The sequence below is a fragment of the Streptomyces sp. NPDC049687 genome (assembly GCF_044465285.1).
Classification (GTDB): Bacteria; Actinomycetota; Actinomycetes; order Streptomycetales; family Streptomycetaceae; genus Streptomyces.
The window spans coordinates 1,086,964-1,105,130 of record NZ_JBITLN010000001.1; the positions used below are offsets into that span (position 1 = coordinate 1,086,964).

Below are 18,167 nucleotides of genomic sequence, written 5' to 3' on the forward strand. Positions count from 1 at the left end.
GCCTCACACCTTCGGCTGCGCGCTCGGCGCCAGGGCCCCGCACAGGGCCGTCGCGCTGCCCGTCGCGTAGGGGTCGGTGCCGGCCGGGCCGCCTGCCTTGGCGGTCTGGCCGGCCAGCAGCGGCCGCAGATGGTTGGTGGAGTCCTCGGCGCAGGACAGCGGACCCGCCTGGACGTAGGACACGATCAGCTGGGCCTGGTGGGTGCGCAGGTCGTCGCGGTCGAAGCGGAAGTGCAGCTCACGGCGGACGGTGAACAGGGAGGCCGGGGTCTTCGCGTCGGCGCCGGCCGGTCGCAGGGCGTACACGAAGGTGTGGTCGGCCGTGACCTCCAGGGTGGAGGAGTCGGTCTCGGCGGCCGTCAGGGTGCCCTGGACGCGGATCCGGCGGTCGGCCAGCTCTGCCCGGGAGGGGTCGAAGCGGACCAGCCAGCCGGTCGGCGCGTGCCGGCCGTCGGCGGCCGGGTGGCTGAAGCTCTCGTCGAACTGGTCGAGCTGGGCGGCGTCGATCAGCCCGCGCACCGGCTGCACCTCCTGCCCGGTGAGCACCTCCGGGTACAGGGAGGAGCGCACGAGGTACTCCTTGGCGGTGGTCAGGGCGGTGACGACCTGGCCGTCGGAGAAGTGCGCGGTGCGCCGGGAGGCCGGCAGCGGAATCCCCTCCGCGCCGATCCGGAACTGCGCGGCGGGGCTGTGCTCGAACAGTGACTCCGCGTCGGCGTCGCCGGGCACGGCGCCCTGCGGGGCGAGCGGGATGACGGTCATCCGCAGGGGTTCCACGGGCCGGCGCGCGGCCGAGTTCTGGTACGGGTTCCGTACACCCATGTAGATGGCGGTGCCGAAGGCGAGGGCGATCAGCAGGACCAGGAGCAGTGCCTGCCGGGACAGGCCCCTGTGCAGAGGCGGGCGGCGCCGTACGGCGGGCGTGTGGTCGGTCATGCGCTCCTGCGCGGAGTACTCCTGCAGGCGGGCAGCACGGACGAACGATTCGTCGAAGACGACGGATCGGTACTCGTCCTCTCCACCTCCGGGAGTGCCCTCGGGTGTCCCCTCCGGTGGGTCTCCAGGCCCGGCCATACTTTCAGAGTAGGTCGTGGGGAGCCCGGGTAAACGCCCTGCTGCGCGACAAGTTCTGACAGGTTCTCACCAGGTTCGACGCGCTGGACGGGGCCCCGCGCCGTCCCCGCCCTCAGGGTGTGCGGGGGACCGCCGAAACCGGTGGCTGGTAGTCGGTGGAGGGGGGCGCCGCGCTCCCCTGTTCGAGTCCGGTGGTGGCGGGCGGCGGCATCTGGTCCCGGCTGCCCGAGGAGGCGCCCCGGTAGACCGCGGCGAAGGCCAGCGCGACCATGCCGACGCCCATGACCACGGCGAGCATCCAGGCGACGGGGCGGTGCCAGCGGACCTGCTTGCCGTACGGACCCACGGGGCGGTAGCGGCCGTCCGGGTAGTCGGAGTCCAGCTCGTCGAAGTCCGGATCATGGCCGAAATCGCCCGGGCCGTCGGGACCGTACACGTCGTCGAAGCGGTCGCTGCGGGCCCGGCGGGCTTCGGCCTCTGAGGCCTCGGCTCTCGCCTCGGCGGCGGCCAGAAGGCGTTCCACGGCGGTCGGCTCGTGCACCACGGCCGCCCGTACGAAGGCCTCGTCGAAGACCACGGAGGCGAACTCTTCGTCCGACACCCCGCGGTCGTGGTCGTCGTCGGGCTCCCAGCCGTCAGGGAACGGCGTACCCCCCACGTCCTCCGGCACGGATCCAGAGTAGACCTGGGGGATCAATTTGGGCAGACGGTGGGGAAATTCGTCCGCCCGGTGAGACGCCTGTCACGGCACCCGCCCGGTCCGGCGAACGCGTCAGCGCCGTACGTGCCCGTCGCCCGTGACGATGTACTTGGTGCTGGTCAGCTCCGGCAGGCCCATCGGGCCGCGGGCGTGCAGCTTCTGGGTGGAGATGCCGATCTCCGCGCCGAAACCGAACTGGCCGCCGTCGGTGAAGCGGGTGGAGGCGTTCACGGCCACCGTGGTGGAGTCGACCAGCTGGGTGAAGCGGCGGGCGGCCTGCTGGGAGGTGGTGACGATGGCCTCGGTGTGGCCGGAGGTCCACAGCCGGATGTGCTCGACGGCCTTGTCCAGCGAGTCGACGACGGCCGCGGCGATGTCGTAGGAGAGGTACTCGGTCTCCCAGTCCTCGGCCGTGGCCTCCACGACGGTCGCCTTGGAGTCCTTGGCGTACGCCATGACGCGTTCGTCGGCGTGGACGGTGACGCCGGCCTCGGCGAGGGCGTCGAGGGCGCGGGGCAGGAACTCGGGGGCGATGTCCTGGTGGACAAGGAGGGTCTCGGCGGCGTTGCAGACGCTGACCCGCTGGGCCTTGGAGTTGATCAGGATGTCGATCGCCATGTCGAGGTCGGCCTGGGCGTCGACGTAGACGTGGCAGTTGCCGGTGCCGGTCTCGATGACCGGGACGGTGGACTCGGAGACGACCGTCTGGATGAGGGAGGCCCCACCGCGCGGGATCAGCACGTCCACCAGCCCTCGGGCCCGCATCAGCTCGCGTACGCTGTCGCGGCTCTCGCCGGGCACGAGCTGGACGGCGTCGGCGGGCAGCCCGGCGCCGCCGACGGCGTCGCGGATCACCCGGACGAGGGCGGCGTTCGACTCGTAGGCGGAGGCGGAGCCGCGCAGCAGGACCGCGTTGCCGGACTTCAGGCAGAGCGCGGCGGCGTCCACCGTCACGTTCGGGCGGGCCTCGTAGATGATGCCGACCACGCCGAGGGGGACACGGACCTGGCGCAGGTCGATGCCGTTGGGGAGGGTGGAGCCGCGGACGACCTCGCCGACCGGGTCGGGCAGCGCGACGACGTCGCGGACGTCGGAGGCGATCGCTCGCACCCGCTCCGGGGTGAGGGTCAGCCGGTCGATGATCGCCTCGCTGGTGCCTGCCTCGCGGGCCGTGGCGATGTCACGGGCGTTGGCCTCGACGATCTCGCTCGTACGGACCTCCAGCGCGTCCGCGATGGCGAGCAGCGCGTCGTCCTTGGTGGCCCGGGGCAGCGGCGCGAGGTCGGCGGCGGCCGCCTTGGCGCGATAGGCGGCCTGGGTGACCGGGGACATGGAGTCGTACGGCGAGAGCGTGGTCATACGGGAAGGGTAGTCCGCCGCGCTGAGGCGTCCACGGTTCATCCCACACCCCGAGACACCCGGGCGAGACACCGGAAGGCGTCAAAACGGGTGGACCCCCACGGGGCTCGCCGGGGCCGGGCCGTACCCCTCGGCGATGCGCTGATGGTAGGTCTGGCGGTCGATGACCTCCAGGCCGACGATCTCCCAGGGCGGCAGCCCGGCCGTCTGGCGGTGCTCGCCCCACAGGCGCAGGGCGACGGCGGCCGCGTCGTGCAGGTCGCGGGCCTCCTCCCAGTACCGGATCTCCGCGTGATCGTGGGCGTATCGGCTGGTCAGGAGGAAGGGGTGGTCGTGGGCGAGCTGTTCGAGGGCGCGCCTGACCTCCTTGAGCGGGGCCTCCTCGCCGGAGACGCTCAGGGTGACGTGCCACAGGCGGGGCGCGTCGGAAGGGCGCGCGCGCTCGGGTTTCTCGCGGTTCTCCGTGCCCTCGCTCTTCTCGGCGGCCCCCGCACGCTCCTGGGCCCGGTACCGCTCGCCCGCGACGACGCTGGTCAGCGCACGCTCCTCCCGGCCGGCGCCGCCGTCCCGGCCGGCGCCGACGGCGCTCGTACTCGTACTCCCACGGGCCGCTGCCACCCCAGGGCGCACTCGTCTCACGACGGCCTCCTTTACGCAGCGCTCGTGCGGAACGGGTCCCGCGGGTTCTTGTCACTGAGACAAAGTTGAGCAGGCCGCAGGGCTCCTTGGGGCGGTTTCACGGAACGTCCCCCACCGGTACGGACCGTTCGAGGCCCTCGCGCGACAGCCGTTCGACGGCCTCAGGGGTGGAGGATGACCAGGTCGTCGCGGTGTACGACCTCCCGCTCGTACTCCGCGCCCAGCTCGCGCGCCAGCTCGCGCGTGGACCGCCCGATCAGCCGGGGGATCTCCTTGGCGTCGAAGTTGACGAGTCCGCGCGCCACGGCGTGCCCGGTGGTGTCCCGCAGCTCGACGGGGTCGCCCGCGACGAACTCGCCCTCGACACCGGCGATGCCGGCCGGCAGCAGCGACTTGCGGCGGTCGACGACCGCCCGGACCGCGCCGTCGTCCAGGGTGAGCGAGCCCTGCGGGGTGGACGCGTGCTGCAGCCACAGCAGCCGGTCGGCGGAGCGCTTGCCGGTGGGGTGGAAGTAGGTGCCGGTGTCGCCGCCGGCGAGGGCGTCGGCGGCGTGCACGGCGCTGGTGAGGACCACCGGGATGCCGGCCGCGGCCGCGATCCGGGCGGCCTCGACCTTGGTGACCATGCCGCCGGTGCCGACGCCCGCCTTTCCGGCGCTGCCGATCTCGACGCCTTCGAGGTCGGACGGCCCCCGCACCTGTGCGATCCGTGAGGTGCCCGGCCGGCTCGGGTCGCCGTCGTAGACCCCGTCGACGTCGGACAGCAGAACCAGCAGGTCGGCGTGGACCAGGTGGGCGACGAGGGCGGCCAGGCGGTCGTTGTCGCCGAAGCGGATCTCGTCGGTGGCGACGGTGTCGTTCTCGTTGACGATCGGGAACGCGCCCATCGCGAGCAGTTTGTCGAGGGTGCGGGAGGCGTTGCGGTGGTGGGCGCGCCGGCTCATGTCGTCGCTGGTCAGCAGCACCTGCCCGACGCGGACGCCGTAGCGGGCGAAGGAGGCGGTGTAGCGGGCGACGAGCAGGCCCTGGCCGACGCTGGCGGCGGCCTGCTGGCGGGCCAGGTCCTTGGGGCGGCGACGCAGGCCCAGCGGGGCGAGACCCGCGGCGATGGCGCCGGAGGACACGAGAACAATCTCACGCTCCCCCCCGCTGCGGCTCTTGGCGAGGACGTCGACGAGCGCGTCGACGCGGTCGGCGTCCAGACCGCCGGAGGCGGTGGTCAGCGACGAGGAGCCCACCTTGACGACGATCCTGCGGGCCTCGCCCACGGCCTGCCTTGCCCCTGCCACCTTGTTCTTCGTCCCCTCGCGCAGCTTTCGGACCCCTCTGGCAATCTACGCGAACGGGGCCGGAGGCCGCGCGCGGGTTCCAGTCCCCGGACGGTCACCCTCCAGTAACCGTTTGCTCACGCGTTGCATACGGCAAAAAGGTTGTGCCGGTTCCACATGGAATCTGAAGGGAATACAAATTTATTTTGAAGTTTGTGTCACCTACAGTTCGCCCTGTGAAGCGCATACTCCTCAGGTCGGGGAAGAGCCCCTTCGACGTGGTTCCCGTCGAGGAAGCCCTCCACCGCGACGTTTTCGCCACCAACGCCGGCAACTTGATCTTCAGTGACGCCGCCCACAAGATCCTCACCGTGCCCGGCAGCACGGAGGTCGTGTCCAACGGCATCGCGACCACCCTGGGCGCGGCGGGACGCATCAACGAGGAGTACGACGCCTTCGTCGTACCGCTGGCCAACGCGTTCCGGCCCTCCTTCGAGGCCTCGCTGCGACGGCTGACGCAGCTCATATCGAAGCTGAAGATCCCGGTCGTGGTGCTCGGCGTCGGTGCGCAGGCCGGCCTGGACAACGACCCGGCGCGGCTGAAGGCCATGGAGCCGGCCGTGCGGGAGTTCGTCTCGGCGGTCCTGGACCACAGTGCCTCCATCGGCGTGCGCGGCGAGTTCACCGCGAAGTACCTGACCGACATGGGCTTCAAGGACGTCGAGATCATCGGCTGCCCCTCGCTGTTTATGTACGGCGACCGGCTCGAGGTGGAGAAGCGGGCCGCGGCGCTCACACCGGAGTCCCGGATCGCGGTCAACGGTTCGCACAGCGCGGTGCGGTCCGGGGGCCTCGACCCGATCATCACCCGCACCCACGCGCACTACCCGAACCTGTGCTTCATCGGCCAGAACCTCACCGACGCCCGGCAGCTGCACTGGCGGGACGTGGACTCCCCGGCCGGGAAGATCAAGCAGATGCCGACCCACCCCGACCACCCGATGTACCGCGAGGGCAAGGTCCGGGTGTACGTCGACCCGGTCACCTGGATCGACGACCTCAAGGAGTACGACTTCTCCTTCGGCTCGCGCATCCACGGCAACATCGCGGCGCTGCTCGCGGGCACTCCGGTGACCGTGCTGTGCGGCGACTCGCGGACGCTGGAGCTGTGCCGGTACTTCGAGATCCCGCACCGTCAGCTCGACAAGGTGCCCTCGGACGTCGACGCGGCGGTGCTGTACGAGGAGGCCGACTTCGGCGCGCTGACCGGCAACCACCGGGAGCGGTTCGACCGGTTCACCTCGTTCCTCGACAAGAACGGGCTGGAGAACACCTTCACGCACGGCGACGGCGGCGCGGACTTCGAGGAGAAGCTGCGCAAGCTGAACTTCCCTGCGGGTGTGCGCCCCTGGATCGACGCGGATCTCGCCTCGCTGACGAGCCGGTTCGGCTGGCTGCAGCAGCGCATCACCGAACTGGACACCGACAACGCGCAGTTGAAGCGCGAGCTGGCGAAGTCCCGGGCGGCCGGGGCGAAGGCCGCCGCCAAGGCCACGGCGATCGTCCCGGCGCCCTCGATCTACCGCCGTGCCCGACGCGTGGTGGGCGGCCCGCTGCGGCGAGCGCTGAAGCCGTCGAAGTAACGCCGGCCCCGTCGCCGTACAGGTCGCACACCTCGCCGTACACACGTCGTCGTCCATACGTCGTCGTATACGGGAAGGCCCGGCCCCCCACGGGACCGGGCCTTCTCTCACGTGCTCACCCCACGGCTCAGGCCGCCACCCTGCCCCTTGGTCCCGTCACCCTCTTCTTCAGCCGGCGCAGCTTGCGCCGCACCTTGCGGGTCGCACCGCGCAGGAAGGTCTCGGCCGGGACCTCGCGCCAGCCCGGATACGCCTTGGCCTCGCGCGGTTCGGCGAGGTAGACGCGGTCGGGGACACCCGCCTTGCGGGAGCGGTAGCCCGGGTAGGCCAGATAGAGCTGCGTGCCGCGCTTCTTGAGGACGGCCTTGGGCTCGCTCTTGGCCTTCATGAACTCCAGGACCTCCAGGAGGACGTCCGGGCGCTGCATGGCCACCAGCTGCAGCCGCAGCCGCTCGTGGACCTTGAGGCGCTGGGCGACGCCCTCGTTCCAGTACGCGTCCATCAGCGGCTTGGCCAGCTCGAACTTGGTGCGCCGGATCGTCTCGTCCTGGCGCAGGAAGACCGGCCCGAACTGCGGCAGCAGCGTGACGAGGAAGGGCCGGACCATGAGCACGTCCCGCTTGGGGCCGGGCGGGAGCATCCGCTCCAGCAGGTCCATCAGGGCGCGCGCGGAGTCGAAGCGCAGGGTGTAGCTGCCGCTCTTCGTCACATGCTTGCCGTCGTCGCGGCCCACCAGGTAGTAGCAGGTGTAGTCGGCGACTACGGAGACGCCGTCGGCCCGCAGATAGGCCTCCATCGTGAACAGCGCGTCCTCGCCGGTCCACAGGGACTCGTCGAAGCGCATGCCGTGGCGCTCCAGGAAGGCCCGTCGGAACAGCTTCTGCGCGCTCAGCGTGAACTTGATGTTGGAGGAGAAGACGTCCGTACGCTCACGGTTCTTGCCCCACATCGACTTGGGGGCGCCGCGGTTGACGCCCTCGACCTTGCCGAGGACGACGTCCGTGTCGTTGCGGTCGGCCATGGCGACCATCCGCTCCAGCGCCTCCGCGCCGAGCCGGTCGTCGGCGTCCAGGAAGAACACGTACCGCCCGGTGGCCTTGGACAGGCCGACGTTGCGCGGGCCGCTGGGGCCGCCGGAGTTCTCCTGGCGGATCACGGTGACGGCCATGGGCGCGCGGGCGGCGAACTCCTCGAGGTAGTCCCCGGTGCCGTCCTTGGATCCGTCGTCGACGGCGATGACCTCGACCCGCTTCGGGTCCAGCGTCTGCGCCTCGACCGATGCCAGGCACTCGACGAGGTACGGCATCGCTTCGTACGCCCCGATGATCACCGTGACGTCAGGCTGCGCAAGAGTCACTTTTCCCTCTCATCACGCAACGGTTCCCCCTCATCCACTGTTCAGACACTCGATAGACGGTTGACAGGTAAAGCAGGTTGCCTCGATCAAAGCACGTGTTCCACATCACAGCATGGCGAAAAGGCCCGGCTTCGGAGAGCTGCTCCGAAGACCGGGCCTTTCGAAATACGGGCGTCAGACGGCCGTAACACCGTTGGTGAGTTCCGCGCCGTCGCCGGTCCCGGCCTCGGTCTCGGTCTCGGTCTCGGTCTCGGTCTCGGTCTCGGTCTCGGTCTCGGTCTCGGTCTCGGTCTCGGTCTCGGTCTCGGCCACAGTCTCGGCCACGCCGTCCGCCGCGGCGATCCGGGATTCCTGGCCGACGTTACGTGCCTCGGCCTTGAGGGCGAGGTTCGCGATCGCGGTGTTGAACTGGTCGAGGGAGGTCGGCTCGTCGGGGCCGAGCAGGTACTCCTTGAGCTCCTTGCGGTCCTCGGCCAGCGTGTCGGTGGCCGGGTCGCGCACCGCGTCCAGCAGCTGGTCCAGCTCGGCGGCGCTGTTGGTGAGGATCACGGCCGCGCGCACCGCGGTGTTCTGCCGCCGGAACTCCTCCGCGCCCAGCTCTGCGGAGTCCGTGACCGCGTACGGCTTGCCGCTCGCGATGAAGTCGGAGACCACGCTGGAGATGTCGGAGACCATCGCCTCGCAGGCGTTGAAGCAGTCGTACAGCCGCGGTTCGGCGCCGGTGATCACCCGGTGCTCGAAGTCGGGGAAGGTCCGCCAGTAGGCGTCGTTCCACTCCGCGCGCAGCCGGGCGGCCTCTTCGTGCTTGCGCATGTCAACAATGCCGTCGCGACTGGTCACCGCCTCGTCGGCCTTCTCGTCGAAGGACAGCGAGAGGTCCTCCAGGCGGGCCTTGAGGCGGGTCAGCTCGGCCTTGGCCTTGGCCTGCGCCGCCGCGTCGGCGGTGAAGCGGGAGTCGCCGGCGCGCTGCTCGGCGGCCTTCTTGATCAGGGCGGTGATCCGGCGGTGCGCGGCCCCGGCGGCCGCGCTGCGGGTGCCGGTGAACGGGTGCGGCTTGTACAGGACGCGGACCGGGGGCTCGGCCGTGAGCAGCTTCTTCACGATGTTCTCGCCGGCCAGCAGGATCGAGGTGTTGCCCGGGTTGTCGTCCCAGCCCTCCCAGGTGGGCGCGTACAGCACGGTCGGGATGCCGTCCTTCGGCGCGGCCTTCCAGGTCTGGATGGGTGCGAGCTGCGGGCGGCCGACCTCGACGATGTCCTCGTCGCGGATACCGACGTCGGCGATGGCGTAGCGGTCGCGGCCGGCCCGGCCGGCGGTCCACACCTCGTCGTACGCCTTGCTGAACGGGTTGACGCTGGCGAGCTTGTCGCTGTCGCCGTGGCCGATGAAGACGTGCTTCATGGTCGGGACGCGCAGCATGTGGATGTTCTTGCCGACGTTCGCGGCGTACAACGTGACCCGCACCATGGACAGGTCCATGTTCATCAGGTGCACCCCCCCGGGCACGCAGATGACGGGGACCGTGGTGGGCGCCATCCGCTCCAGGACGGAGCGCTCACGCAGGATGATCAGGGGCCGGGAGTCCAGCTGCTCCATGGTCTCCAGCCACATGTTGACCTGGTAGGCGGAGTCCTTGGAGCCGGAGAAGTACAGGACCGTCTCCGGGCGGTACTCGCGCAGCCAGGCGCTGACCGTGGCCAGTACCTTGTCGGGCTTCGGCGGCAGCCGGTGGGCGCGCAGGTGCGGGACCAGCACGACGACGTACAGCGTGCCGAGGACCAGGGTGACGCCGACGCCCAGGTAACCGGCGAGGTCGCTGCCGCCGAAGGCGTAGACGAGCAGGCCCGCGATCGCCGCCAGGTCCAGGTGGAGCATCTTCTGCGGCGCCTTGGTGAGCAGGCGGCGCGGCGGGGCGTCCGGGATGGTCAGCCGGGAGGCCAGGTCGACGTTGCGGGTCACGACCGGCATCTGGCGGCGCTTGCCGATCAGCGTGACCAGGGCGCCGTGCGGTGCCTGCAGACCGAAGAAGATCGTGAAGCAGGCGATCGCCGCGTAGAAGACCGGCTCCTCCGAGAGGCCGAGTCTGGCCAGCAGCAGGACGAGCAGCAGCTCACGGACCAGGAACCGGGTGGACAGGCCGGCCCTCATCTTGTTCAGCAGGTTGATGAGGTAGGTGCCCTTGCGGTGGAGATAGAGGTCCGCCAGGTAGGTCACGGCGGCCGCGGCGGCGAAGGCGGGGGTGCTCGGGACGAGCGCGGCCAGCATGAGGCAGGGGTAGCCCAGCATCATGAGGACCGCCGCGGCCAGTTCGGCCGCGCTGCCCACCCGGGCCACGCGAATGGCAGTGGATATCACGGAGAAACCTGCTCTGGGAGGGGTGCCGGTCATAGAAGCCTAAAAGTCCGGAAAGTCCTTTGTGAAGGTTTCGGGAGTTTTACGGATTCAGGCCTCTGTGAATTCTCCGTAAACAGGGAGCCACAGAGGCCTGAAATTCAATGGCTATTTGTGCTTGATTATGCCACGCCGTCCTGCCGGTCGAGCACCGAGGCCAGAGCCTGCTCGAAGCCGGAGGCCTCGCCCGCGGCGGCCGTCGGGTCCTGCTGGCGGACGTCGATGACGTGCCCGGTGAGCTCGGAGAGCAGGACGTCGAGCGAGGTGCGGGCGACGGCCTCGGAGGAGAGCAGCGTGCCCGCGGGCTCCTGGCCGAAGGCCTTGGTGCGCATGGGGGTCGCCGTGCGCTCCGGGTTCACGCAGTTCACCCGGATGCCGTCGCCGGCCCACTCGTCGGACAGGGCCTGGGTGAGGTTCACCATGGCGGCCTTGGTGGAGGAGTAGAGGCTGTACTCGGCGCGGCCGCGGGTGTAGCTGCTGGAGGTGTACAGCAGCAACTGGCCCTTCGTCTCCGCGAGGTACTTGTAGGCCGAACGGGCGATCTGCACCGGCGCGAGGTAGTTCACCTTCAGCGCTTCCTCGATGGTCGCGTTGTCGGTCTCGGCCAGCTTGCCGATGCGCAGCACGCCCGCGGTGTTGACGACGTAGTCGATGCGCCCGGACTCGCTGTAGGCCTTGGACAGCGCGTCGTCGACCTCCTCCGGGTTCTCGACGTGGGTGCCGGTGGTGGAGCGGCCGAGGGCGTAGACCGTGGCGCCGTAGGACTCGGCCAGTTCGGCGATGTCCTTGCCGATGCCGTAGGAGCCGCCGAAGACGACGACGGTCTTGCCGGTCAGCAGTTCGCGGTAGACCTCCTCGCCGTTCTGCTCGGGCGCGGCGGTGGAGGCCAGCTGGAACAGCTTGTCGGCGATGAAGACGTCGACCGGCTGAGTGACCTTCATGTTGTACTCGTCGCCCGCGACGACGTGGATCGGCACGTCCGGCAGGTACTTGAGGACGACGGTGCAGTCGTCCGTGGCCTGGAAGTTGGGGTCGCCGGCCGCCACCTCGTACGCACGGCGGATGGTGGACAGCTTGAAGGCCTGCGGGGTCTGGCCGCGGCGCAGCCGGGAGCGGTCCGGGATCTCGGTGATGAACTCGCCGTCCTCGCCGTGCGTCCGGGTGACGATGATGGTGTCGGCGGACGGGATGGCGACGTCGACCGCCTGGTAACGCTCCAGCGCCGCCACACAGTCGTCGATGACGCGCTGCGAGAGCAGGGGGCGTACGGCGTCGTGGAAGAGGACGTTGAGGTCCTCGCCCTCGGCCAGTCCCTCGCCCAGGGCGTTGATGGCCCGCTCGGTGGTCTCGTTCCGCGTGGAGCCGCCCTCGATGATCCTGGAGACCTTCTCGAACCCGGCCTTGGCGACGATCTTCTCGATGTCGGGCACATAGCCCGGCGCCATCAGCACGATGATGTCGTCGATCGAGTCGGCCTTCTCGAAGGTGGTCAGGGTGTGCTCGATGACGGCCTTGCCTGCGATCTTCAGCAGCTGCTTGGGGATCGACAGACCCACACGCTGACCGGTACCGCCGGCCAGGATCACTGCGGTCGTACGGGGCTTGGCTATGTGCTGGGACACCAGAAGACCTACCTTGGGGCGACAGGGAACGGGGAAATGGTCCCACTTACGGTTACCGCGATGCAAGGTGAGCGCCCTTCACTGCATATGTGCGCGCTACCCGCCATTCACCTTGAACCGCTGGTGATTGGGTAAGACGCGTGCGGGACCCATGAGGATGCTCCCTGGAAATCCTGTGAGTAACTCCACAGGGAGTAACGGATGCCTCAGAGTGACGGTGAGGCGTCTTCAGCGGCGGCGCAGCCGCTTGAGACAGCGGTGCCCGAGGACGCGGACGAGTTCCCTGGACGAGGTCTGGTGGACCCCTCGCTCCGCGGGCCGCGAAGCTGTCGCGGCCACCGCGGCGAGTGCCCCGTACAGGGCCTGAGCGGCCACCTCGGGCGCGATCCGGGGCTCCTGCAGCGTCCCCTTTCCGGCCTTCTTCGGTACGGCGGACAGCAGGGCCGGATCGCCGAGGACGCGTACGCCCATCGCGGTGATGCGTTCGGCCATCCCGGCGCCGATCCCGGCGGCCGCCTCCACCGCCCACTCGGGAGTGGAGATCTTCACGTCCTGCGACGAGGGGCTGCACGCGTTCTTCATATGCATGACCGCGCCGTTGCGGATAAGTTTCGAATAAAGCTCGTCGGGCAGGCCATTGCTCCGGAATTCCTTATTAAGATTCCGCAGCATTTCGGTCTCGGCGAGGGTGAGAGAACGATTCACGGTGTCCGGAACCGGCTGCAGGAGATCGGCCGGAAGACCGAGCAGCGCCTCGAAGGTCCGCATCAGCCCCCCGCGGTCCCGGTCGTCGACCACGACGACGGTGACCCGCTCGGCGCCGACCACCCGCACCCACCGCTCCACCAGCCGGTCGTGCCGGTGCCGCCGCCAGAAACTCGGGTTGGGCTTCTCGTACGGAGCCTTGCGGAGCATGTGCTCCAGCCAGTCCTCGTAGCCCATGCGCAGCCCGTTCTGCACGTACTGCTGCCACTGCGAGGGCATGATCTTCGCCAGTGGCCGCAGAGTTACCAGAACGTGTACGCGCTCGCCGCCGAGTTGCTCGACGACTCGCCGGACGGTGGCGTCGTCGGGGGCGTCGGCGAAGAACTCGCTGCTGATCACCGAGGTGTTCCGGCCGGTGGCGTGCACCTGGTCCAGCAGTTGCCGCCAGTGTCGCTCGGTGGGTGCGCTGTCACCCATCATCCCGCCGCAGGAGCAGGCCGCCTGCACGGCCGACATGGGGTGCCTGCTCGTCGCCGGGAACTCGACGCCGTACGCCGGCATCCGGTCCTTGGCTCCGAAGAGGGCGCCCTGGATCGAGGTGGTCCCGGTCTTGTGCGGGCCGATGTGCAGCAGGCGGGTGCCGGCGGGCAGCGGGGCCGGCCGCGCGTGCGGCGCGGTGGGCTCCGCGGCCGTCTTCACCGGGGCGTCGTCTCTCGTACAGTCCGTCTCCATGGTCAAGGGACGGTAAGAGGTGTTCCTTAGCGTGCGCTGAGAGGAGCCTGGGACACGGATGAGTCCCAGGCTCCTCTCACACGGTTTTCATACCCTGCGGACGCCCGGCTTGCCGTCCGTGACCCGCAGCCTCGCCAGCGTGCCGGCGGTCGCCTTCGGTCGGAGGACGGTGTCCACGACGCGCACCTGGGCGTCGACGGCGTCCCGGCGGATGTCGAAGAGGTGGTAGCCGCGGTGGGCGTCGATCAGCTTCCAGTGCGGGTTGTCGGCCTTCAGCGGGTCCCACTGGGCGTGGAAGGCCGCCTGGTCCTGGTCGCCGTTGCTGGAGATCGACGTACCGACGAACTCGGCGCCGACGACCGGGGAGGAGGGGGCGGCGAAGTCGCGCTTCAGGTCGCTGATCATGGTGAGGTGCCGGTCGCCGCTGAGCACCACGGGGTTGCGGACGGACGCCAGCTCCTTGAGCAGTGCGTTGCGTTCGGCCTGGTAGCCGTCCCAGGCGTCGTAGTACCAGAGCTTGCCCGGGCCGGCCAGCAGATCGGTCTCCGCCATCATGATCTGCGAGGCGACGAGGTTCCAGCGGGTCCCCGAGTTCCTCAGCCCGTCGATCAGCCACCGCTTCTGCTCGGCGCCGAGCATGGTGAGCGCCGGGTCCTGGGCGCCCTCCTGGCTGACGGCCTGGTCGCTGCGGTACTGCCGGGTGTCCAGCACGTTGAGGCGGGCGAGCCGGCCGAACCGGAAGCTGCGGTACATGCGGATGTGCGGACCGTTCGGGATCGCCGTGGCCCGGACCGGCATGTGCTCGTAGTACGCCTGGTAGGCCGCGGTCAGCCGGGCGGTGAACGCGTCGTGCGACTGTTTGTCGGGGTCCTGCGGGATCTCCCCGGCGAAGTCGTTGTCGACCTCGTGGTCGTCGAAGGTGACCACCCAGGGCGCGTGGGCGTGCATCCGCTTCAGATCGGGGTCGCTGCGGTACTGGGCGTACCGGTTGCGGTACTGGGTGAGCGTGTACGGCTCACCGCTCCCCTCGTGCCGGCGCACGGCCGTCGCCGAGGGCCCCGACTCGTAGATGTAGTCGCCTACGAAGAGGACGACGTCCGGGTCCTGCGCCAGCATGTCGGCGTACGGCGTGAAGTAGCCGTGCTGCCAGTTCTGGCAGGAGGCGAGCGCGAGGCGCAAGGAGCCGTTGGTGCCGAGGGGTTGGGGCGCGGTACGGGTGCGGCCGACCGGCGAGATCTGCCCGTCCACCCGGAAGCGGTACCAGTAGACACGACCCGGCAGCAGCCCCCGGACATCCACGTGAACGCTGTGCCCGTACTCGGGCCGGGCCTGGGCGGTTCCCCGGCGTACGGAGGTGGCGAAGCGCGAGTCCCGCGAGATCTCCCACTGCACCGGCACCGTCCGGTCGGGCATGCCGCCGCCGTTCAGCGGGTCGGGGGCGAGCCGGGTCCACAGCACGACACCGTCGGGCAGCGGGTCCCCGGAGGCCACGCCGAGGCTGAACACACCGTCGGGGAGCGGGGCTTGGGCCGCGCGGGCGGTCGCGGGCAGCCAGAGCTGGGCGGAGGCCGCGGCGCCGACGACGGCGGCACCGGCGGTCAGAAAGCGGCGGCGATCGGGGGAAGCGGCTCGGTTCGCGGTGGCTCGCTCGGCGGCCATCGGGGAACTCCCTTGCGTCGCTGGCATCGTGGACGCAAGAAAGGTGGCATGGACACACAGTCAGCTCGCTGAACAGAGCGTCTCGCGTTCATGACAAGCAGACGGATAAAGGGAGGACCCGCTGCCGAGGTGGGCAGCGGGTCCCTGGGTGCGTCAGCGGGTCAGAAGGGCTCGAAGCCCTCGAACTCCTGGGCTGCCTCGTCGCGTTCGGCCTGGCGGTCCTTGCGGCGCTGGGTGGCCGGGCGCGGGGCGTCGAAGCGGTGGTCCTCGCCGCGGCGGCCCAGCATCTCCGCGCCGGCCATGACCGTGGGCTCCCAGTCGAAGACGACCGCGTTGTCCTCCGGGCCGATCGCGACACCGTCGCCGGCGCGGGCGCCCGCCTTCATCAACTCCTCTTCCACACCGAGGCGGTTGAGCCGGTCGGCGAGATAGCCGACGGCCTCGTCGTTGTTGAAGTCGGTCTGGCGGACCCAGCGTTCGGGCTTCTCGCCCCGGACCCGGAACAGCCCGTCCTCCTGCTGGGTGACGGTGAAACCGGCGTCGTCCACGGCCTTGGGCCGGATGACGATCCGGGTCGCCTCTTCCTTCGGCTGGGCGGCCCGGGCGTTCCCGACCAGGTCGGCGAGGGCGAAGGACAGCTCCTTGAGCCCCATGTGCGCCACGGCGGACACCTCGAAGACCCGGTACCCCCGCGCCTCCAGATCCGGCCGCACCATCTCCGCGAGGTCCTTGCCGTCCGGTACGTCGATCTTGTTCAGGACGACGATGCGCGGACGGTTGCCGAGCCCGCCGTACTGCCGCAGCTCCTCCTCGATGATGTCGAGGTCGGAGACCGGGTCGCGGTCGGACTCGAGGGTGGCCGTGTCGAGGACGTGCACGAGGACGCTGCACCGCTCGACGTGGCGCAGGAACTCGAGGCCGAGCCCCTTGCCCTGGCTGGCGCCCGGGATGAGTCCCGGCACGTCGGCGATCGTGTAGACGGTCGACCCGGCGGTCACCACCCCGAGGTTCGGGACGAGGGTGGTGAACGGGTAGTCGGCGATCTTCGGCTTGGCGGCGGAGAGCACGGAGATCAGGGACGACTTGCCGGCGCTCGGATACCCGACCAGCGCCACGTCGGCGACGGTCTTCAGCTCCAGTACGACGTCCTGCAGCTCACCCGGCTCACCGAGCAGCGCGAATCCGGGCGCCTTGCGGCGGGCGGAGGCCAGGGCCGCGTTGCCGAGCCCGCCGCGGCCGCCCTGGGCGGCGACGAAGGAGGTGCCGTGCCCGACGAGGTCGGCGAGCACGTTGCCCGCCTTGTCGAGCACGACCGTGCCGTCCGGCACGGGGAGGACGAGGTCCTGCCCGTCCTTGCCCGACCGGTTGCCGCCCTCGCCCGGCTTGCCGTTGGTGGCCTTGCGGTGCGGCGAGTGGTGGTATTCGAGAAGCGTGGTGATCGACTGGTCGACGGTGAGGATCACATCCCCACCGCGCCCGCCGTTGCCGCCGTCCGGCCCGCCGAGCGGCTTGAACTTCTCACGGTGGACGGAGGCACAGCCGTGGCCTCCGTTACCCGCGGCGACATGCAGTTCGACGCGGTCCACGAAGGTGGTCATGGTGGGGTGCCTCCTGGGGGTGCCCCGGCCGAAGACCGGGGGAGATACGAGTACTACGGGGGTAACACGCGAAAGGCGGACCCGCCTTCCCTGTCGGGAAGTGAGGTCCGCCTCGCGATGCGTTCGGTCTGGGCCTGAGGTCAGGCGACCGGAACGATGTTCACGACCTTGCGGCCACGGTGGGTGCCGAACTGCACCGAACCGGCCTGCAGGGCGAACAGCGTGTCGTCGCCGCCACGGCCGACACCGGCGCCCGGGTGGAAGTGGGTGCCACGCTGGCGGACCAGGATCTCACCCGCGTTGACGACCTGACCGCCGAAGCGCTTCACGCCGAGCCGCTGGGCATTGGAGTCGCGACCGTTCCGGGTGGACGATGCGCCCTTCTTGTGTGCCATTTCTCCTCAGTCCCTTACTTCGCAGCCGCGGGGATCTCAGTGACCTTGATCGCCGTGTACTGCTGGCGGTGGCCCTGACGACGGCGGTAGCCGGTCTTGTTCTTGTAGCGCAGAATGTCGATCTTCTGGCCCTTGTGGTGGTCCACGACCTCGGCCTGGACCTTGATGCCGGCCAGCACCCACGGGTCGCTGGTCACAGCGTCGCCGTCGACAACGAGCAGGGTCGAGAGCTCGACCGTGTCGCCAACCTTGGCGGTGGAAATCTTGTCAACCTCAACGATGTCGCCGACAGCAACCTTGTGCTGGCGACCACCGCTGCGCACGATGGCGTACAAGCGGATCTCACTCTCTCGCTCGGGAACGGCACCCCCGCAGTCCAGCCACCCGGGAACAGTCACGGACAGCCTCTCCCGGCCACCGAGGTACCGGTATCCGGGAGGAAGAGGTTTACGGGGATGTGGCGTGCCTAGTGAACACGCCGACGGTCAAGGCTACGGGGCCCGGCTCGAGGGGTCAAACCGGGCCCCGTGCTCAGCAGAGCGATCTCATACCGCTCAGTCGACGAGCGGTTCCGGGGCGATCCCCAGGATCAGGCACTCCAGTCCAGCCCGTTCCTCGGCGAAGCGGCTCAGCGAGTCGATGACCTGATAGACCACGCCCTTCTCATCGATGCCGAGAAAGCCGCCCCGCCCTTCGTCGAACTCGCCGATCGGAAAGATCCTCTCTTCGATCTCGGCGCTCCAGTCGGCGAACCTGCCCTCCTCCCCCAGGCACAGCAGGGGGTCCAGTTCAAACGACTGACGCGCCATGGAGATGCCGTTGCCCGCGGGCGGGAAGGACAGCCCCCCGAACTCCGCGAGGAATCGTTCGGCCGCCTCGTGCATGACGACCTGGCCGGAGGCCTCCAGCCCACGCCGCCATTCCTGGGTGCTCACGCGCCGGCCGGGCCGCCATCCGGCACCCGCCAGCGCGCGCTCGACCTCCTCCGACAGATCGTCCATGGGTACCACTCTCATCTCTCGACC

General features: G+C 69.7%; 15 protein-coding genes. 1 reads left to right on the forward strand and 14 read right to left on the reverse strand.

Annotated elements, in window-relative coordinates:
• Positions 1-3 precede the first annotated feature (3 nt).
• The 5 genes from ACIBVL_RS04950 to proB all read right to left on the reverse strand — a co-directional run bounded on the left by ACIBVL_RS04950 (position 4) and on the right by proB (position 5,040).
• Positions 4-1,074: a hypothetical protein gene (locus ACIBVL_RS04950; RefSeq protein ID WP_399091786.1), complete on the reverse strand. Its 1,071-nt coding sequence runs from the start codon at positions 1,072-1,074 to the stop codon at positions 4-6.
• Between the two features lie 112 nt (positions 1,075-1,186).
• Positions 1,187-1,771 (reverse strand): hypothetical protein, encoded by a 585-nt coding sequence (locus ACIBVL_RS04955; protein WP_399091789.1) that lies wholly within the window; start codon positions 1,769-1,771, stop codon positions 1,187-1,189.
• A gap of 75 nt (positions 1,772-1,846) precedes the next feature.
• On the reverse strand, positions 1,847-3,133 hold the full coding sequence (locus ACIBVL_RS04960; protein WP_399091792.1) for a glutamate-5-semialdehyde dehydrogenase: 1,287 nt from the start codon (positions 3,131-3,133) through the stop codon (positions 1,847-1,849).
• Between the two features lie 81 nt (positions 3,134-3,214).
• Positions 3,215-3,772: a hypothetical protein gene (locus ACIBVL_RS04965; RefSeq protein WP_399091795.1), complete on the reverse strand. Its 558-nt coding sequence runs from the start codon at positions 3,770-3,772 to the stop codon at positions 3,215-3,217.
• Between the two features lie 161 nt (positions 3,773-3,933).
• Complete coding sequence (gene proB / locus ACIBVL_RS04970) at positions 3,934-5,040, reverse strand: glutamate 5-kinase (protein ID WP_399092076.1); 1,107 nt, start codon at positions 5,038-5,040, stop codon at positions 3,934-3,936.
• A gap of 236 nt (positions 5,041-5,276) precedes the next feature.
• Here proB and ACIBVL_RS04975 point away from each other — a divergent pair, with 236 nt between their 5' ends.
• Positions 5,277-6,683, forward strand: coding sequence for a polysaccharide pyruvyl transferase family protein (locus ACIBVL_RS04975; protein WP_399091798.1), 1,407 nt, complete (start codon positions 5,277-5,279; stop codon positions 6,681-6,683).
• 127 nt (positions 6,684-6,810) lie between these two features.
• Here the strand turns inward: ACIBVL_RS04975 and ACIBVL_RS04980 are convergent, their stop codons facing one another.
• The 9 genes from ACIBVL_RS04980 to ACIBVL_RS05020 all read right to left on the reverse strand — a co-directional run bounded on the left by ACIBVL_RS04980 (position 6,811) and on the right by ACIBVL_RS05020 (position 18,143).
• Positions 6,811-8,040 (reverse strand): glycosyltransferase family 2 protein, encoded by a 1,230-nt coding sequence (locus ACIBVL_RS04980; RefSeq protein ID WP_399091801.1) that lies wholly within the window; start codon positions 8,038-8,040, stop codon positions 6,811-6,813.
• A 174-nt stretch (positions 8,041-8,214) separates the two neighbouring features.
• Positions 8,215-10,395, reverse strand: a complete 2,181-nt coding sequence (locus ACIBVL_RS04985; RefSeq protein ID WP_399091804.1) for a hypothetical protein — start codon at positions 10,393-10,395, stop codon at positions 8,215-8,217.
• A 158-nt stretch (positions 10,396-10,553) separates the two neighbouring features.
• On the reverse strand, positions 10,554-12,053 hold the full coding sequence (locus tag ACIBVL_RS04990; RefSeq protein ID WP_399091807.1) for a D-ribitol-5-phosphate cytidylyltransferase: 1,500 nt from the start codon (positions 12,051-12,053) through the stop codon (positions 10,554-10,556).
• Positions 12,054-12,281: 228 nt separating this feature from the next.
• Positions 12,282-13,490 (reverse strand): hypothetical protein, encoded by a 1,209-nt coding sequence (locus tag ACIBVL_RS04995; protein WP_399091810.1) that lies wholly within the window; start codon positions 13,488-13,490, stop codon positions 12,282-12,284.
• Positions 13,491-13,577: 87 nt separating this feature from the next.
• The gene (locus tag ACIBVL_RS05000; RefSeq protein WP_399091813.1) at positions 13,578-15,149 is read right to left on the reverse strand and encodes an alkaline phosphatase D family protein; all 1,572 of its coding nucleotides are present in this window, start codon (positions 15,147-15,149) and stop codon (positions 13,578-13,580) included.
• 161 nt (positions 15,150-15,310) lie between these two features.
• Positions 15,311-16,747, reverse strand: a complete 1,437-nt coding sequence (gene obgE, locus ACIBVL_RS05005; protein ID WP_399091816.1) for a GTPase ObgE — start codon at positions 16,745-16,747, stop codon at positions 15,311-15,313.
• Between the two features lie 140 nt (positions 16,748-16,887).
• The gene (gene rpmA, locus ACIBVL_RS05010; RefSeq protein ID WP_010041940.1) at positions 16,888-17,142 is read right to left on the reverse strand and encodes a 50S ribosomal protein L27; all 255 of its coding nucleotides are present in this window, start codon (positions 17,140-17,142) and stop codon (positions 16,888-16,890) included.
• Positions 17,143-17,156: 14 nt separating this feature from the next.
• Positions 17,157-17,477, reverse strand: coding sequence for a 50S ribosomal protein L21 (gene rplU / locus ACIBVL_RS05015; RefSeq protein ID WP_004931419.1), 321 nt, complete (start codon positions 17,475-17,477; stop codon positions 17,157-17,159).
• 219 nt (positions 17,478-17,696) lie between these two features.
• A complete protein-coding gene (locus ACIBVL_RS05020; protein ID WP_399091819.1) occupies positions 17,697-18,143 on the reverse strand; it encodes an SUKH-3 domain-containing protein in 447 nt (148 codons plus the stop codon).
• Positions 18,144-18,167: the final 24 nt, after the last annotated feature.